At 71.6% G+C, this 16,796-nt stretch carries 17 protein-coding genes; 4 read left to right on the top strand and 13 right to left on the bottom strand.

What is annotated here, in order from left to right:
* Window positions 1–197 precede the first annotated feature (197 nt).
* A complete protein-coding gene (gene glnII / locus K4G22_RS05775) occupies window positions 198–1,220 on the bottom strand; it encodes a glutamine synthetase (RefSeq protein ID WP_228078591.1) in 1,023 nt (340 codons plus the stop codon).
* Window positions 1,221–1,566: 346 nt separating this feature from the next.
* Between glnII and K4G22_RS05770 the strand changes: the two genes are divergently transcribed.
* Window positions 1,567–2,469, top strand: a complete 903-nt coding sequence (locus K4G22_RS05770) for a Gfo/Idh/MocA family protein (RefSeq protein WP_228078590.1) — start codon at window positions 1,567–1,569, stop codon at window positions 2,467–2,469.
* On the opposite strand, the gene K4G22_RS05765 is transcribed toward K4G22_RS05770, so the two are convergent.
* The 6 genes from K4G22_RS05765 to K4G22_RS05740 form a co-directional block, all read right to left on the bottom strand.
* Window positions 2,414–3,490, bottom strand: a complete 1,077-nt coding sequence (locus K4G22_RS05765) for a bifunctional helix-turn-helix transcriptional regulator/GNAT family N-acetyltransferase (protein ID WP_228078589.1) — start codon at window positions 3,488–3,490, stop codon at window positions 2,414–2,416. The two genes, K4G22_RS05770 and K4G22_RS05765, sit on opposite strands and share 56 nt — an antisense overlap.
* A gap of 123 nt (window positions 3,491–3,613) precedes the next feature.
* Complete coding sequence (locus K4G22_RS05760; RefSeq protein ID WP_228078588.1) at window positions 3,614–4,015, bottom strand: DUF2795 domain-containing protein; 402 nt, start codon at window positions 4,013–4,015, stop codon at window positions 3,614–3,616.
* Between the two features lie 302 nt (window positions 4,016–4,317).
* Window positions 4,318–4,926 (bottom strand): TetR/AcrR family transcriptional regulator, encoded by a 609-nt coding sequence (locus K4G22_RS05755; protein WP_228078587.1) that lies wholly within the window; start codon window positions 4,924–4,926, stop codon window positions 4,318–4,320.
* Between the two features lie 125 nt (window positions 4,927–5,051).
* A complete protein-coding gene (locus K4G22_RS05750) occupies window positions 5,052–5,621 on the bottom strand; it encodes a hypothetical protein (RefSeq protein ID WP_228078586.1) in 570 nt (189 codons plus the stop codon).
* A 114-nt stretch (window positions 5,622–5,735) separates the two neighbouring features.
* A complete protein-coding gene (rsgA, locus tag K4G22_RS05745) occupies window positions 5,736–6,797 on the bottom strand; it encodes a ribosome small subunit-dependent GTPase A (protein WP_228078585.1) in 1,062 nt (353 codons plus the stop codon).
* Window positions 6,798–7,047: 250 nt separating this feature from the next.
* Window positions 7,048–7,875: an alpha/beta fold hydrolase gene (locus tag K4G22_RS05740; protein ID WP_228078584.1), complete on the bottom strand. Its 828-nt coding sequence runs from the start codon at window positions 7,873–7,875 to the stop codon at window positions 7,048–7,050.
* A gap of 308 nt (window positions 7,876–8,183) precedes the next feature.
* Here K4G22_RS05740 and K4G22_RS05735 point away from each other — a divergent pair, with 308 nt between their 5' ends.
* Entirely contained in the window at window positions 8,184–9,089 is a 906-nt protein-coding gene (locus tag K4G22_RS05735; protein WP_228078583.1) for a transglutaminase-like domain-containing protein, read from the top strand.
* Window positions 9,090–9,154: 65 nt separating this feature from the next.
* On the opposite strand, the gene glnA is transcribed toward K4G22_RS05735, so the two are convergent.
* A complete protein-coding gene (gene glnA, locus K4G22_RS05730) occupies window positions 9,155–10,570 on the bottom strand; it encodes a type I glutamate--ammonia ligase (protein WP_228078582.1) in 1,416 nt (471 codons plus the stop codon).
* 197 nt (window positions 10,571–10,767) lie between these two features.
* Here glnA and K4G22_RS05725 point away from each other — a divergent pair, with 197 nt between their 5' ends.
* Window positions 10,768–11,274 (top strand): RDD family protein, encoded by a 507-nt coding sequence (locus K4G22_RS05725; RefSeq protein ID WP_228078581.1) that lies wholly within the window; start codon window positions 10,768–10,770, stop codon window positions 11,272–11,274.
* A 267-nt stretch (window positions 11,275–11,541) separates the two neighbouring features.
* Here the strand turns inward: K4G22_RS05725 and K4G22_RS05720 are convergent, their stop codons facing one another.
* From K4G22_RS05720 to lipB, 5 genes are all read right to left on the bottom strand, one after another.
* Complete coding sequence (locus K4G22_RS05720) at window positions 11,542–11,895, bottom strand: hypothetical protein (protein ID WP_228078580.1); 354 nt, start codon at window positions 11,893–11,895, stop codon at window positions 11,542–11,544.
* 161 nt (window positions 11,896–12,056) lie between these two features.
* Window positions 12,057–12,773, bottom strand: coding sequence for a DUF4191 domain-containing protein (locus K4G22_RS05715; protein ID WP_228078579.1), 717 nt, complete (start codon window positions 12,771–12,773; stop codon window positions 12,057–12,059).
* Between the two features lie 10 nt (window positions 12,774–12,783).
* Window positions 12,784–13,104 (bottom strand): hypothetical protein, encoded by a 321-nt coding sequence (locus tag K4G22_RS05710; protein WP_425336609.1) that lies wholly within the window; start codon window positions 13,102–13,104, stop codon window positions 12,784–12,786.
* Between the two features lie 90 nt (window positions 13,105–13,194).
* Window positions 13,195–14,136: a lipoyl synthase gene (gene lipA, locus K4G22_RS05705; protein WP_228078578.1), complete on the bottom strand. Its 942-nt coding sequence runs from the start codon at window positions 14,134–14,136 to the stop codon at window positions 13,195–13,197.
* Window positions 14,137–14,208: 72 nt separating this feature from the next.
* Window positions 14,209–14,997, bottom strand: a complete 789-nt coding sequence (lipB, locus tag K4G22_RS05700; RefSeq protein WP_228078577.1) for a lipoyl(octanoyl) transferase LipB — start codon at window positions 14,995–14,997, stop codon at window positions 14,209–14,211.
* 222 nt (window positions 14,998–15,219) lie between these two features.
* Between lipB and K4G22_RS05695 the strand changes: the two genes are divergently transcribed.
* The gene (locus K4G22_RS05695; protein WP_228078576.1) at window positions 15,220–16,764 is read left to right on the top strand and encodes an NsdA family TPR-like regulatory protein; all 1,545 of its coding nucleotides are present in this window, start codon (window positions 15,220–15,222) and stop codon (window positions 16,762–16,764) included.
* Window positions 16,765–16,796 lie beyond the last annotated feature (32 nt).

Raw genomic sequence — 16,796 nt, 5'->3', positions numbered from 1 at the left:
GGGGAGACCCCGGGAGGGCGGTGGTGCTGAGTACACCCGGTGTGCGCCGTGTGCGCCGGGTGAGGGGGCGCGCGGGCATACCGAAGGCGCCCGCCGAGCCGGCGAGCGCCTTCGGTGTCCCTCCGATGCCACGCCCGAGCTGCGACCGTGGGCCGAAGGGAGTCCGGGGGTTGCTCAGGAACCCCGGGGGAGCAGGGTCAGACCAGGCCCGCCCTGTCCAGTTCGGTGCAGCAGGTGTCCACCATCAGCCTGGTCACCACATACGGGTCACAGTTGGCGTTGGGGCGACGGTCCTCGATGTAGCCCTTCTTGTCCCGCTCCACCTGCCACGGGATGCGGACGGAGGCGCCCCGGTTGGAGACGCCGTAGCTGTACTCGTTCCAGGGGGCGGTCTCGTGCGCGCCGGTCAGCCGGTCCTCGACGCCCACGCCGTAGTTGGTCACATGCTCCAACGGCTTGCCCTCAAGGCCCAGGGCGTCGCAGGCGGCGATGATCGCGTCATAGCCCTCGCGCATCGCCTTGGTGGAGAAGTTGGTGTGCGCGCCGGCGCCGTTCCAGTCGCCCTTGGCCGGCTTGGGGTCCAGGGTGGCGGAGACGCCGTAGTCCTCGGCGGTGCGGTAGAGCAGCCAGCGGGCCACCCACAGCTGGTCGGAGACCTCCAGCGGGGAGAGCGGGCCGACCTGGAACTCCCACTGGCCCGGCATGACCTCGGCGTTGATGCCGGAGATGCCGAGACCGGCCTTGAGACAGTTCTCCAGATGCGCCTCGACGATCTCCCGGCCGTAGATCTCGTCCGCGCCGACGCCGCAGTAGTAGCCGCCCTGCGGCGCGGGGAAGCCGTTCTCGGGGAAGCCGAGCGGGCGGGAGCCCTTGAAGAAGGTGTACTCCTGCTCTATGCCGAAGACCGGCTCCTGGGCCGCGAACCGCTCGGCCAACGGGCGCAGCAGCGCACGGGTGTTGGAGGCGTGGGGCGTGTCGTCGCCCGTGTTGTAGACCTCGCACAGCACCAGCCGGTGCGCGCCGCCGCGGATCGGGTCCGGGTAGCTGGCGACGGGCTTGAGGACGCAGTCCGAGGCGTGGCCCTCGGCCTGGTTGGTGCTGGACCCGTCGAAGCCCCACTCCGGCGGCTCCGTGCCGTCCGCCAGGATCTTGGTCTTGGAGCGGAGCTTCGCGGTCGGCTCCGTGCCGTCGATCCAGATGTACTCGGCCTTGTAGCTCACGGTCCTGCTCCTTGGGAGGTCGACGGGGTCAACGGGTCAACGGGTCAACGGGTCAACGGGGAGGTCTTCGCGGGTGCGTCCTACGCCTGCCGCCACCTTCGCCAGGGACGATTGCCTTCCAGTTGCCCGGTTGTTAAGGCGTTGTGAACGAGGGCTCAGGTTGCCCGGGGCGGCTCCGTGCGGGGCCGGGCGTCCGCCTGGTTAGGGTGGGGCCGCGGTCGAAACGGAGGATCGCGTTCAGGGGGAGACGGCCGGGGGACGCCCGTGGGGCGGCCGTGGGAACCCCGGGAAGATCAAGGAACACCAAGCAACACCGACGAACACCAAGGAAGAGGGGCACACCGGGATGAGGATCGGCCTGCTCGGCACCGGACCATGGGCCCAGCGCACGCAGGGCCCCGGGCTCGCCGGGCATCCCGAGGTGGATCTGGTCGGCGTCTGGGGGCGCCGCCCCGAGGCGGCCGGCGAGCTGGCGACGACGCTGGGGAGCCGTGCCTACGCGGACGCCGACGCGCTCTTCGCCGACTGCGACGCGGTCAGCTTCGCGCTGCCGCCGGACGTCCAGGCGCCGCTCGCGGTGCGCGCCGCGCGGGCCGGCTGCCATGTGCTGCTGGACAAGCCGGTGGCCACCTCGGTCGCCGCCGCCCGCGAGGTGGCGGACGCGGTCGCCGAGGCGGAACGCGCCTCCGTCGTCTTCTGCACGCTGCGGTTCGCTCCGGAGACGGCCGCCTGGGTGGCCGCGCAGCGTGGCTCAGACGACTGGCTGACGGGGCGGGCCGACTGGTACTCGGCGGCGTTCGGCGGCGCGGACTCGCCGTATGCCGACTCGGTCTGGCGCCGGGAGCGCGGCGCGCTCTGGGACATCGGGCCGCACGCCCTCTCCCTGCTGCTTCCGCCGCTCGGCGATGTGGCCGACCTCGGGGCGGTGCGCGCGGCGCACGGCCCCGGCGACATGGTGCACGCCACCCTGCGGCATGTCTCGGGGGCGTCGAGCACGATATCGCTGAGCCTCACGGTGCCCCCGCAGGCCGCCGGCGTCACCGTCGAACTGCGGGGCGCCGCTGGGGTCTCGACCCTTCCCGAACGGGGGGACGGCGGGCCGGTCCGCCCGTTCCAGCGGGCCGTGGACGCGCTGATCGAGTCGGCCGGCGGCGGCGCCGCCCACCCGTGCGACGTCCGGTTCGGGCTGCGGATCACGGAGATCCTGGCGGCGGTGGAGCTGGCCCTTCCCGGCGAGGTCGACGGCTGAGGTCGAGGGTCCAGTTCTGGCCGATCTCGGGGCGGCCGAAGGCGGTGTGGGGGGCGCTGTCGGTCAGGGTGAAGCCGGCGGCCAGATAGATGCTCCGGGCGTGGGCGAGGGACTCGTTGGTCCACAGGGTCAGCCGCGCGTATCCGGCGGTCCTGGCGAAGTCGACACACCGCTCGGTCAGCGCCGCGCCGATGCCCAGGCCCCTGGCGTGCGGCTCGACCAGCAGCAGGCGCAGCCGGGCGGTCCCCCGGGAGCGCCCGGGACCGTCCGCGTCGTCCGGCTGGTCCGGCTGGTCCGGCTGGTCCGGCTGGTCCGGCTGGTCCGGCTGGTCCCGGCGGTCCGGCTGGTCGGCGACGCAGAGGACCGAGCCGACGGGTTCTCCGTCCGACTCGGCGATCCAGGCGGCCTCCCTGGCCGGGTCGCGGTGCTTGGCGTAGCGGGCGACGACCTCGGCGACCAGCGCCTCGAAGGCGCCGTTCCAGCCGTACTCCGCCGCGTAGAGCGCGCCGTGCCGCTGCACCACCCAGCCCAACTCGCCGGGCGCCGGCGGCCGGAGCCGGAGGGGGCCGGCGGGGCGCCCGGCCAGGCCGAGCAGCCGCGACAGGGTGCGCAGCGCGGCCAGCAGGCTGTCCCGCTCGGCGGGCGAGAGCCGCCGCACCAGGGCGCCGGTGACCTCGTCCGACCTGCGGTCCAGCAGCGCCGCCGCCTCCCGGCCCGCGCCGCTGAGCGCGATCAGCTGCCGACGGCCGTCGTCCGCGTCCCGCTCCCTGACCAGCAGGCCGGCCGCCTCGGCGCGCGTCAGCAGCCGGCTGAGCTGGCCGGCGTCCATGTCCAGCCGCTCCCGCAGCGAGCCGACCGGCACCCGGCGGCCCGCGGCCAACTCGTAGAGCACGCGCGCCTCGGGCAGCGAGTACGGCGTGTCCAGCCGGTGCCGGTAGTCGAGGGCGCCGATCAGACGGGTGTAGTCCCGGTTGAACTCCCTGAGGGCACCGATGGCCTCCGCAAGTGCTTCACCGTTCATTGACTCAGTCAAACGTATACGGCGGACCCTCGTCAACGCCCCCGCGGTCGCTGCCTGTCACCGAGGGGCCGGCCGGCCGCCGGCGGGTGTCCGACCGGCGGCCGGCCCCTCGCGTCCGGGGCCTCAGGCCCGGGGGTGATGGCCGAGAGCGACGGCCACCTCCTGCACGTTGTGGTAGGCGTGCTCGCTCGGCAGATCGTGGCGCACCGTCTCGACCAGCGGCTCCGGGGCGTGGTTCTGGTCGAGCGCGGCCAGCACCTCGGGCCGGTCGGCCGGAAAGTCCGTACGCCGCAGATAGCGGGCGAGTTCGAAGCGGAACGCCTCGTCGTCCCGTTCCCGCGCGTCGTTGCCCGTGCCGGGCCGCACGGGGCCAGCGGCCAGCGGCGGATCGTCGTCCGCGGCCGGTTCGGGGTCGTGCCACTCCTCGGCCCTGGTCGGTTTCTCGCCCCGCAGCATGCCCTGAAGCTCATGCTTCATCTCGTCGTCGAGACGCGGGCTGTGCTGGTCGCTACCACGCTGTCGCATGGCTTCCTCCTAGCCGTTCGGGAGCGCCCCGGGTACCCGGGGCGGCGCGTTCCACACGGGTTCGCGCCCCGCTCCCTCGGGCCGTCGGACCACGGAGGTGTTTGCCCCGCCGCCGGGCGGGGAACTCGATCAATCCGGGTCGGTGAGCGGCCTTGCAGAAGAGAAAGAGGCTCCGGGGCGGGGAAATCAGGGGCCCCTCCCGGAGTGCTTCTCGCGTGAAACCGCCACCGGTCCGTCCGAAGTCCCCCGGGGACGCGACACCCACCGCGCCTCGCGTCCTCCGGCCGGGACCCGCCGCTGGTTCAGTCCTCGCCGCGTCCGGTGCCGGCGCCCAGCAGGGACGCCAACTCCGAGTCCAGGCAACGGTCCTCGTCCAGCACGGCGTCCGGCAGGACGCCCGGTATGGCGCGGGCCAACTGCGCCCGGCCCAGCTGGCCGCAGTAGGCGCGTGACGCGCGCAGCCTGGCGTCCTCGTCCGAGAGGTTGAGTGCCGAGCGCAGCAGGCCGGTCAGCGCGTCGAGGCGCAGCGCTATCACCCGCTCCAGGACGGCCGCCACCCGTGGCTGGTCGGCGGCGGCGAGCAGGGCGACCTCGGACCGGTCCAGGGTGGCCCGTTCGGTGATCGTGCGGAGCAACTCCCTTACCCGCCCCGCTGGTTCGATCCCGTCGGTGTCCAGGGTCTGGCTCAGCTCGCGGGCCGAGCGGGCCTCCCACTCGGCGAGCGCGGCGTCGATCAGCGCGTCCCGGCTGGCGAAGTGCCAGTAGAAGCTGCCCTTGGTCGCGCCGAGCCGCGCCGCCAGCGGCTCGATGGCGATGGCGTTGAGGCTTCCCTCGTCCCGCAGCGCTTCGAGCGCCGCGTCAGCCCAGTCCGCAGCCGTCAAACGGCGTCGGTCTCCCCGTCGTTGTGGCATGGGAGAAAGGTAACGTAAAGTTAAAACCATGCGGTTGCGTATGGCTGTTTGTCCGCATATCCGCATGTCTACCACCGGGAACGGCGCGAGGGGCGCGACCCGGCCGGGCCCCTCGCGGCGGAGCACTAACGGTCCTGCTTCTCCAACGCGCTGCCCTCAAGGCCGTCCAGCGTGGCCGGCGCCGGGCCCTCCGTGCGGACCTGCTCCACCCCGTGCAACGACTCGCGCAGATCGGCGAGCCAGGTGTCCGTGTGCCGCTCCACCAGGCGCACGCACCAGGCCAGCGCGTCGCTGCGGCTGCGGGCCACGCCCCCGGCGATCAGCGTGTCGAGGACCAGCCGCTCGGGCTGCTTGAGCCGGGTCATCACCGGAGCCGAGATGTGGGTGAACATCTCCTGGCTGTGGCCGCAGCGCGCACCCCACGAGAGCTGCCGCCGGAAGCGGAGTTGCGCCTCCCGCGCCACCTCGACGCGCTGCATCCTGGTGCGCTCGCGGAACTCCGTGATGCGGCCCTCGCAGGCGGCCTCGAACTCGGTCGTCGGGGTCCCGGGGGGCAGCTGTGGCTCAGGTATCCGGCCGATGAGAGTGATCTCCTCGCGGTCGGCCGAGACCTCCACGAGTTCGGTGAACCAGGACTCCGGCAGCCGCCCGGCGAACCAACCACGCAACTCCTGCCGCCCCTTGTCTGTAATCATGTAATCAATATTACGCCAGCGTCGGTGCGGCAGCCGGGGCAGGGGTGCCACAGGTTTGTACCAACGCCCCGTGAGCGCCCGGCAGTTGGCCGAACGCCCACGGGGACGGCGGGATCAGCGCTGTCGGTCGCGGAACTGGTAGGTCGCCCGCTGGTGCCGGACGATGGCCTTCCGCCGCTGCGCCAGCTCGGCGCGCAGGCGCGCGTCGGTCCTGGACGCGGACCAGACGTTCTCCCGCAACAGCTTGCGGTAGCTGGCCAGTCGCCGCTCCGGCAGCTCGCCGGCGTCGATGGCGGCCAGCACCGCGCAGCCGGGTTCGGCCTCGTGCGCGCAGTCGGCGAACCGGCAGTCGGCCGCCAACTCCTCGATGTCGGCGAAGACCTGCCCAAGGCCCTCGGCGGCGTCGAAGGGGCCCACACCGCGCAGCCCCGGGGTGTCGATCAGCACCCCGCCGTTCGGCAGCGGCACCAACTCGCGGCGCACCGTGGTGTGCCGGCCCTTGCCGTCCTGGTGGCGCACTGAGCCGGTGGCGAGCAGCTCCTCGCCGAGCAGGGCGTTCCCCAGCGTCGACTTGCCGGCGCCCGAGGCCCCGAGCAGGGCCACCGTCCCGGTGAGCAGCGCCAACAGAACGTCGATGCCCTCGCCGCTGACGGCGCTGGTGGCCACCACATCGGCGCCCGGCGCCACCGCGCCGGCCTCCTCGGCCAACTCGGGCCCGGCGACGGCCTGATCCATCTTGGTGAGCGCCACCACGGGGTGGGCGCCGCTCTCCCAGGCCAGGGCCAGCAGGCGTTCAAGCCGGCCGGCGTCCAGGCGCTGGGCGGCGGAGACCGCGAGCACCACGGTGTCCACGTTGGCGGCCAGCACCTGGCCGCGGGAGTCGCGGGCCGCCGAGGCCCGCACGATCGCCGTCCGGCGGGGCAGCAGCGCCACCAGCCGGGGTTCGGCGCCCGGACGCAGCGCCGCCCAGTCGCCGGTGCAGGCGCCGGGCACCGCGCCGCTCTCGGCGCGGGACGCGCCCTCGGCGGTGAGCACCTCGCACTGGCCGCGATCGACCCGCACCACCCGGGCGGGCACCAGCCCGTCCCGCCGGTGCGCGGCGAACGCCCCGTTCAGGGATTCGTCCCAACCGTAGGCGGACAGCCCGGAGTCGGGGGAGTGCACATCAGAAGTCATGAAGGAGAGACCCTTGGGAAAGGGGTCCCGCGCGTGGCGACGTCCGTCAGGCCGGGACCCGGGAAACGAGGACTTTCCGGGTGCTGCGCAGGGCAGCCGTCATCAGCACAGTCACAGTCCTCACCTCCCGTCCTCAGGGCGCCCTCATGCGGGCCGCCGCCGTCAGTGCCGGGCAAATCTACCACCGCTGCGCCCCGCCGCCCATGGCGAAGGGCGGGCGGGGCACGGTCCCGGGCACCTCGGTGCTCGCTCAGTGCTTGAGGAACGTCAGCAGGTCCTCGTTGAACTTCTCCTTGAAGCCGGGCACGCTGGCCAGCCCGTGCGGTGCGCCCGGGTAGACCTTGAGGGTCGCGTCCGGGATGATCTCCGCCGACTTGCGGGCGGACGCGTCGATCGGCACGATCTGGTCGTCGTCGCCGTGGATCACCAGCGTCGGGACGTCGATCCGGCGCAGGTCCTCGGTGAAGTCGGTCTCCGAGAAGGCCGCCACACAGTCCAGCGCGCCCCGGACGCCCAGCTGCATGGACATCCGCCAGAACGCGTCCCTGTTGCCCTGGGTGACGTTGTTCCCCGGGCGGTTGGCGCCGAAGAACATCTCCGACAGGTCGATGTAGAACTGCGACCGCTCGTTGCGGATGCCGTCCCTGATGCCGTCGAACACGTCGATCGGCGTGCCCTCCGGGTTCTGCGGGGTCTTGAGCATCAGCGGGGGCACCGCGCCCAGCAGCAGGAGCCGGCTGACCCGGTCGGTGCCGTGCCGGCCGATGTAGCGGGTGACCTCGCCGCCGCCGGTGGAGTGGCCGACCAGCGTGATGTCCCGCAGGTCGAGCTGTTCGATCACCTCGGCCAGGTCGTCGGCGTAGGTGTCCATGTTGTTGCCGTGCCACGTCTGGGTGGAACGGCCGTGTCCGCGTCGGTCGTGGGCGACGGCACGGTAGCCGTTCTCGGCGACCAGGTTGAGCTGGTCGTCCCACACGTCGGCCTGGAGCGGCCAGCCGTGCGAGAAGACCACGGGTGGGCCGATGCCCCAGTCCTTGTAGTAGAGATGCGCCCCGTCGCGGGCCTTCACAAAGCTCATCGGTGCCTCCTTGAGCGCCGTTCGGGCGGTCGTACGGTTCGACGGACCGCGCGCTGTCCCGCGCGCAAGGGCCGTCCCTTCGAACGTAGGAGCATCCGCCATTCGGCGCAAAAGCGGGGATACCGGCCGGTAGCGGGCGGGTCCGGCTCCCGTGCGACGTGCGACGTGCGACGTGCGGCGTTCGGCGTGCGGCTGGACAGCGCGCGGGGAGATTTGACACCGTGGGGCCGCCGTCCGATATCGAACGTGTGAGCGATGTCTGCCGGTCTACTCGCGCTTCTCGCACGTCTTCGACTCCGGGGGCCGCCGTGCCGTCAGCCGTTCGCCTCGACCCCGAGGCCGCCGCCTTCTACACCGCCCAGAGCGTCTTCTCCGACCCCGGCGCGCTGGTCGCGCGCTACGCGGACCTGCCGGCCGATCCGACCCGACTCGCCCATATCGCGCGGGGGTTGGTGATCCACCGGCTGGAGGGGGACCACCTCGACCACGCCATACCGACCGAACGGCTGCACCACGACGCCGAGACGCGGTACGTCGACGACATCCTGCGGATCATCGTGGAACGCGACGATGCGCCACTGGATCGGGAACGCCCGTACTCCGACCGCTTCGTGGGCATCTGCCGCGACTTCGCGCTGCTGTTCTGTTCGTTCCTGCGCCATGTCGGCATCCCGGCCCGGCTGCGCTCCGGCTTCGCCGACTACTTCGCCGACGACGGCTTCCACGCCGACCACGTGGTCACGGAGTACTGGGACGGGGCCAGGGGCTGGCTGCTGGCCGACCCGAACGTCGTGGCCTCGCCGCCGGACGGCGTCGACCCGCTGGACGTCCCCCGCGACCGCTTCGTGGTCGCCGGCGCGGCCTGGCGCGCCATCCGCGAGGGCCGGGCCGACCCGGCCGCCTTCGGCCTGCGGCTCCCGGACCTCTCCCTGGTGGGGGAGTGGTTCGTCTGCGGCAACGTCCGCCTCGACCTCGCGGCGCTCAACCGCGCCGAGACCCTGCTCTGGGACATCTGGGGCGAGGGCGCGGACGACGACGCGTCGATGACGGACGAGATCCGCGTCCTCTACGACCGCGTCGCCGAACTCACCCACGACGCCGTCCCGTTCGCCGCCGCCCGGGAGCTGTACACCACCCACGACGGCCTCCGCACCCCGAGGACCGTCCTCTCGCGCGCCCCCTACAACGGCCCGTCCCTGGTCACCCTCAGATGACGCCGCGAGGGCCGCCACCCCCAGCCGTGGGGTGGCGGCCCTCGCCGTTCGGCGCCGTGCGCGGCTCACACGTCGAAGTACAGCTCGAACTCGTGCGGGTGCGGGCGCAGCTGCATCGGCGCGATCTCCTTCTCGCGCTTGAAGTCGATCCAGGTCTCGATCAGGTCGGAGGTGAAGACGCCGCCGGCCTGGAGGTACTCGTTGTCCTGCTCCAGGGCCTCCAGGACGGCCGGCAGCGAGGTCGGCACCTGCGGGACCCCGGCGTGCTCCTCGGGGGCCAGCTCGTAGAGGTCCTTGTCGATCGGCTCGGCCGGCTCGATCTTGTTCTTGATGCCGTCCAGACCCGCCAGCATCAGCGCCGAGAAGGCGAGATACGGGTTCGACGAGGGGTCGGGCGCGCGGAACTCGACGCGCTTGGCCTTCGGGTTGGAGCCGGTGATCGGGATCCGCATCGCCGCGGAGCGGTTGCGCTGCGAGTAGACCAGGTTGACCGGGGCCTCGAAGCCGGGGACCAGCCGGTGGTACGAGTTGACCGTCGGGTTGGTGAACGCCAGCAGCGACGGCGCGTGCTTGAGGACGCCGCCGATGTAGAAGCGCGCGGTGTCCGAAAGACCGGCGTAGCCCTGCTCGTCGTAGAAGAGCGGGGTCTCGCCCTGCCAGAGCGACTGGTGGACGTGCATCCCTGAGCCGTTGTCGCCGAAGATCGGCTTCGGCATGAAGGTGGCGGTCTTCCCGTTGCGCCAGGCGACGTTCTTCACGATGTACTTGAAGAGCATCAGGTCGTCGGCGGCGGCCAGCAGGGTGTTGTACTTGTAGTTGATCTCCGCCTGGCCGGCCGTGCCCACCTCGTGGTGCTGGCGCTCGACCTCAAGGCCGGCGGCGGCCAGTTCGAGGGAGATCTCGGCCCGCAGGTCGGCGAAGTGGTCCACCGGCGGGGCCGGGAAGTAGCCGCCCTTGTAACGGACCTTGTAACCCCGGTTGCCGCCCTCCTCGATGGCGCCGGTGTTCCAGGCGCCGGCCTCGGAGTCGATGTAGTAGTAACCGGCGTTCGACCTGGTCTCGAAGCGCACGTCGTCGAAGACGTAGAACTCCGCCTCGGGGCCGAAGTAGGCCGTGTCGGCGATACCGGAGGAGGCCAGGTACGCCTCGGCCTTCTTCGCCACGTTCCGCGGGTCGCGGCTGTATGCCTCGCCCGTGATCGGGTCGTGAATAAAGAAGTTGATGTTGACCGTCTTGTCCTTGCGGAAAGGGTCAACCCGCGACGTCGAAAGATCGGGAACGAGCGCCATGTCGGACTCGTGGATGGCCTGGAAGCCACGGATCGACGATCCGTCGAACATCAGGCTGGCCGTCGGGTCGAAAGCCTCGGCCGGGACGGTCACATGCTGCATGATGCCCGGCAGGTCGCAGAAGCGGACGTCGATGAACTTGACGTCGTTGTCCGCGATGTACTTCTTGATCTCGTCGGCGTTTCGGAACATCCGGATGTCCTCCTAGCCCCGACCCGGGAAGGCGGGGGATGTGCAGCTCGGGAATGGCCCGTCGCGCGGGCCTGCCGGGGCCGACCCTAAGGACAGGCCATTTCTCGGGCATGACCCACTTGTTTCCCCAGTGTTAACCGGACTTCTCGCCGGATACCGGCGGCACGCCGGGAGGCGGCGCGCGCTACGGTGGGGGTGTGGACAACGGGCAGGCAATGGGATCGCGGCCCTCCGACCCCCGTGCGGCGGCCGAAGGAGTGGGAAACGACCTCGACTATCGAGGTGAGCGGCTGGGGTTGCCCCAGGAGGGCCCCGGCTCCGCCGCCTCGCTCGGCCGCCGCCTCGCGGCGATCTGTGTGGACTGGGGGCTCAGCGCGCTGATCGCATACGGTCTCATCGCCGACGGCTCCGTCACCGCCACCAACAACTGGACGCTGGTCGTCTTCACCCTGATGGCCATGTCGACCGTGGGAACGGTGGGCATGACACCGGGCAAGCGCCTGTTGGGGGTGCGCCTGGTGCACCTCAGCGGGCAGCGGCTGACCTTCCCCCGCGCCGTCCTCCGCACCGCGCTGCTGGCGCTCGCCATCCCCGCGCTGATCTGGGACCGCGACGGACGCGGCCTCCACGACCGCGCGGTGGGCTCCGTCCAGGTGCGGCTCGGCGGCACGGTGGCGGCACGGCCGCCGGAAGCGGCGGCCTGACCGGTTCGCCCCGGTTCAGTCATGGGGCGGTCGACTCCGATCATTCCGGCGACCGCGTCCCGGTGGGAGCCCGGGGAAGAACGATCACCTCTGCGCACCAGCGAAAGCCTGCCGGTGGACCGGTTCGGCCCGGTTCGGCGCGAGGTGATCGACTCCGATCATTCCGGGCGCTGAGGCCCGGCGGGAGCCTGGTCGAGAACGATCGTCTCCCTGGGACAGCGGAGGCCGCCGGCTGACCCGTTCGGCCCGGGCGGAGCGCGCCGCCGCTCAGGAGGCGCGGAAGCTCACGAACTCGCCAGCCGCGAAGGTCCGCAGGGTGCCAAGCCCGGTGGCCTGTCCCGAGCAGTCGGCGGTCCGGTACGCGGTCACATCGGTGACACCGCTCCAGCCGATCAGCAGCGTGGCGGTGGCCGGGAACGCGGTGCACTCGCCCGACGGGTCGGGGAAGTGCGCGACCGGCGAGCCGGTGTCGCCGGCATAGAAGACGAGACCGGACGCGTCCGCGGGAGCGGACGCCGAGGCGGGGGAGGCCGAGGCGGGGGAGGCCGCGAACCACAGCGCGGCGGCAGCGGTGGCGGCGGCGACAAGGCCCAGGGCGTTGCGCGGGACGTTTCCGGACATGGGGTTCCCTCCTGAGTCACCTACGGGACCCCATGATTGTTGCGGATTCAACGACAAAGACAACCCCCTCGGGAGGCACCAAACGGCCGTTGGCCGTGGTCCCGGACCCCTGAGGTCCGGCACCACGGCCAACGGCCGCGTGCGATTCGTCGCCGGCGGGCTCAGCGGCCCCGGCGGGGTGCCTGGTTGTTGCCCTTGAGCCGCATCCCGCCCTTGGGCAACGGGCCCTTCGGGATCGGCATGTTGTTCATCAGATCGCCCATGGCGCGCAGCCGGTCGTTGACCTCGGTGACCCGGGGGCCGGCCAGCACCTTGGGGTACTTGACGATCTTCTTGCGCAGGTTCTTCAACTCCACCTGGCCCTCGCCGGTGCCCACCACCACGTCATGCACCGGAACGTCGGAGACCACGCGGTTCATCCGGCGCTTCTCCGCCGCGATCAGGCCCTTGACCCGGTTGGGGTTGCCCTCGGCGACCAGCACCACCCCGACCTTGCTGACGGCGCGGTGCACCACGTCCTGCTGGCGGTTGACCGCGACGGCCGGAGTGAAGACGACGCCCCGCTTCATGTTCTCCAGGACGGCCGCCGCCGCGCCCGGCTGCCCCTCCATCTGGCTGAACGCCGCCCGCTCGGCTCGGCGGCCGAAGACGATCGCCGTGGTCAGCAGCGCGACCAGGAAGCCGAGGATGCCCAGGTAGATCGGGTGTCCCCAGAGAATGCCAATGCCAAGAATGATCCCGAACGTGCCCAGGAAGACCAGAATCAGCCACAGGCCGATCCATCGATCGACCCGCTTGGCCATCTTGTATGTCAGGCCGATCTGCTTCAATCGCCCCGGGTTCTCGGAATCCTGTTCCTTTTTTTCCTTCCGCGCCATGCGGGCAAGTCTACGGCGCCGCAGGGCCTGTGGACGCCCGGGGCGTCGGCTGGGGGGCGGGCGCCGCCGCCGGCGCGGCGGGGACGGCCCCCGTCGCGCGCAGCGCGCGCTCCGCGTCCCGGTGCGCCGCCGCCCGCTCCTGGTCCTCCCGCACCGCGGACCAGGCATTGCGCAGCGCCGTGCGCTGACCGCCGGCCAGCAGCCGTTGTTCCAGCGCCCGCAGCGCCCCGCCCACCGTGGGCCGCTCGCGGTGAACCTGATGAATGTGCCGCACCATTCCCACCACCGCGCCCCCACCCAGCCGATCGGACTGCCAGGACTGCCTGGACAACACTTTCCCCCTCATCGTCCTCGAACGGTGTTTCCACCCCATGACCCCGGGGTCAACAACGGGCTGCCGCCGCCTTGCCGACCCCCGACATCAGGCCGCCCGCGCCGCCGCACGCCGCTCCATCGCCTGCCGGTAGAGCCGACCGGCGCGGTAGGACGAACGGACCAGCGGACCGGAGAGCACTCCGGCGAAACCGATCTCCTCCGCCTCCTGTTGCAGCTCCACGAACTCCTCCGGCTTCACCCAGCGCTCCACCGGGTGGTGCCTCGGGGTCGGCCGCAGGTACTGCGTGATGGTGATCAACTCGCAGCCGGCCTCGTGCAGATCGCGCAGCGCCTGGCTGACCTCGTCCCTGGTCTCGCCAAGCCCCAGGATCAGGTTGGACTTGGTGACAAGGCCCGCCTCCCGGGAGCTGGTCAGCACCCCGAGCGACCGCTCGTAGCGGAACGCCGGCCGGATGCGCTTGAAGATCCGGGGCACCGTCTCCACGTTGTGGGCCAGCACCTCGGGGCGGGCGGCGAAGACCTCGGCGAGCTGCTCGGGGACCGCGTTGAAGTCCGGGATCAGCAGCTCGACGCCGATGCCGGGCATCGCCGCGTGGATCTGCCGCACCGTCTCGGCGTACAGCCAGGCGCCGCCGTCCTCAAGATCGTCCCGGGCGACGCCGGTGACCGTGGCGTACTTGAGACCCATCTGACGCACCGAGTCGGCCACCCGGCGCGGCTCGTCACGGTCCAGATCGGCGGGCTTGCCCGTGTCGATCTGACAGAAGTCGCAGCGCCGGGTGCACTGTTCCCCGCCGATCAGGAACGTGGCCTCCCGGTCCTCCCAACATTCGAAGATGTTCGGGCAGCCGGCCTCCTGGCAGACCGTGTGCAGACCCTCGCGCTTCACCAGGCCGTGCAGCGCCTGATATTCGGGGCCCATCTTGGCCCGGGTCTTGATCCACTCCGGCTTACGTTCGATCGGGGTCTGACTGTTCCGGACCTCAAGACGCAGCATCTTGCGGCCGTCAGGCGCGACAGCGGACACGTCCGGCTCCCTACCACTTTCGATTCTGATGCGATCTACAGCCTACGCCTCTGGATATGTGGGTGATTCGGGTCACACGGCCCGGGGCAGCAGGGTGGCGCCCGCCCATACCTCCCGCAGCTGCCGCTCGACCACGGGCAGCACCTCGGTCACCCCGATATCCCGCCCCAACTCCTGTGAGAGCGACGTCACTCCGGCGTCCCTGATGCCGCACGGCACGATCCGGTCGAACCACGTGTTGTCCGGATCGCAGTTCAACGAGAAGCCGTGCATCGTGACGCCCTTGGCCACCCTGATGCCGATCGCGGCCAACTTGCGGTCCTCGTGCCGCTGGCCCGCGTTGGACGGCGCGTACTCGGGCCCGTTCAGCCGCGGGTCGAACTCCTCGTCGTTGAGGCGGGGATCGAAGTCCAACGCGAGACCGCCCAGCTCGGGCCGCGCCCCGCCCGGCATCTCCTCGCCCAGCACCCAGACGCCGCTGCGCCCCTCGATCCGCGTGGTCGCCAGACCGAACTCGGCGCAGACCCGGATCAGGGCGTCCTCCAGACGGCGGACATGGGCCACCACATCGACCGGACGTGGCAACTTCATGATCGGATAGCCCACCAACTGGCCAGGCCCGTGCCAGGTGATCTTTCCGCCGCGATCGACATCGATCACCGGGGTTCCATCGAGGGGGCGCTCGTTCTCCTCCGTGCGCCGGCCGGCGGTGTACACCGGCTGGTGCTCCAGGAGCAGACAGGTGTCGGGGATCTCCTCGGCGAACCGGGCGGTGTGCACCCGGCGCTGCTCCTGCCAGGCGGTGTGGTAATCCACCGCCTCGGCTCCGAACCCCAGATGGACAAAGCGCAGCTCGTCCACTGCAACTCTCTCTTTCCGTACACGTGCTTGGCATACACGTTCTGGTGAGACGCACTGGCGTCCCGGAATCAACTCTAAGCCCGTCCCGAGGCGACGATGGGGGTGGCCTCCGGCTCACACATACGGATGAATCATCGGCCGCTGCGGCGTTGCGACCTGGCAGGACCGGTACGTTCACGCCGTTCCAGCCGCACAGCCGTAAGGCAGGAGACCGCATCGCCGATGTCTACGGAACGACCCGGAGGCCCGGCCTCCCCGCAGTCCGCCACGCCGCGCAACCCGAACCGCCAGCTGGCCGCCCTGATCGCCGAAGCCGGCTTCTCCCACGCGGGGCTGGCCAGACGAGTCGACCAGCTCGGCCTTGAACACGGCCTCGACCTCCGGTACGACAAGACCTCGGTCACCCGCTGGCTACGCGGTCAGCGCCCGCGCGGCACCACCCCGGCGCTGATCGCCGAGGTGTTCACCCGACGGCTCGGCCGACGTCTCTCCGCCCAGGACCTGGGCCTTGAGGCGTGCGCCCCCGTCTACGCGGGTCTGGAGTTCGCCGGCAGCCCGGCCGAGGCGGTGGACATCGTCGCCGGCCTCTGGCGCAAGGACACCGGCGGCTACGCGGAGCTGCGCAAGATCGCGTTCACCCCCGCCGGCCTCGTGGTCCCCAGCCGGGACTGGCTGATCGGCCGCCCCGACGAACGGGTCGCCAGGGGCGAGACCCTCGACGGCGGCACCGCGCACGACCCCCCGCCACCCACCATCCGCGTCCCCGAACAGCTCCGTGGCCACGGCCCGTTGGCCCCCGGCGGCCGGCCGACGGCCAGGGTGGGCCGCCCCAACCGCATCGACCGGGTGGAACGCGGCCCGGGCCAGCGGGTCACCGCGGGGGACATCGCCGCGCTGCGCTCGGTCGCCGACCTCTTCCGCGGCCTCGACCAGTCCTACGGCGGCGGCCACGCCCGTCAGGCGCTGGTGCGCTATCTGGAGCACGAGCTGGAGCCGATACTGCGCGGCGGCTACGGCGAGCAGACCGGCCGAAAACTGTTCTCCGCGGCGGCGGAGTTGACCCGGCTGGCCGGCTGGACGGCCTACGACATCGCCGCCCACGGGCTCGCCCAGCGGTACTTCGTGCAGGCCCTCCGGCTGGCCCAGGCGGCGGGCGACCGCGGCTACGGCAGCTATGTGCTGGTCTCCATGAGTCGGCAGGCGGTCTATCTCGGCCATGGCCGCGAGGCCGTCCAGCTGGCGCGGGTCGCCCAGCAGGGCATCGCCAGCTCGGTCGCGCCCGTGGTGCAGGCGCTGCTGCACTCGGCCGAGGCGCGCGGGCACAGCCTGCTCGGCGAGGTCAGATCCTGCACCGCCGCCATGGCCAGAGCGGAACGGGCCCTGGAGGCGGCGCGACCGGGCGAGGACGTTCCCCGCTGGGCGCGGTTCTTCGACGAGGCGCAGCTGGCCGACGAGTTCGGGCACTGCAACCGCGACCTCAAGCAGTATCGGGCCGCGGCCCGGCACGCCGAACGCTCCCTCCAGCTGCGTCCTCCCGAGTACGCGCGCAGCCGGCTCTTCTGCCGGGTCGTCCTGGCCTCGGCCCGGCTCGGCCTCGGCGACGTCGAACAGGCCTGCGTGCTGGCCGCCGAGGCGGCCCAACAGGCCAACGAGATGCGCTCCGCCCGCGCCCACGAGTACGTACAGGAGTTCGAACGCCGCCTGGAGCCCTTCCGCGACGCCGCAGCGGTCCGCACCTACCGCGAGAAGACGTCGGTCCTCCGCTAGGCCGGGGGCCCGGCGGCCTCAGCAGCGCCCCC

The organism is Streptomyces profundus (genome assembly GCF_020740535.1).
Taxonomy (GTDB): Bacteria; Actinomycetota; Actinomycetes; order Streptomycetales; family Streptomycetaceae; genus Streptomyces; species Streptomyces profundus.
Note: the sequence above shows the minus strand (reverse complement) of the source record. Positions and strands in the feature narration are given on the sequence as shown.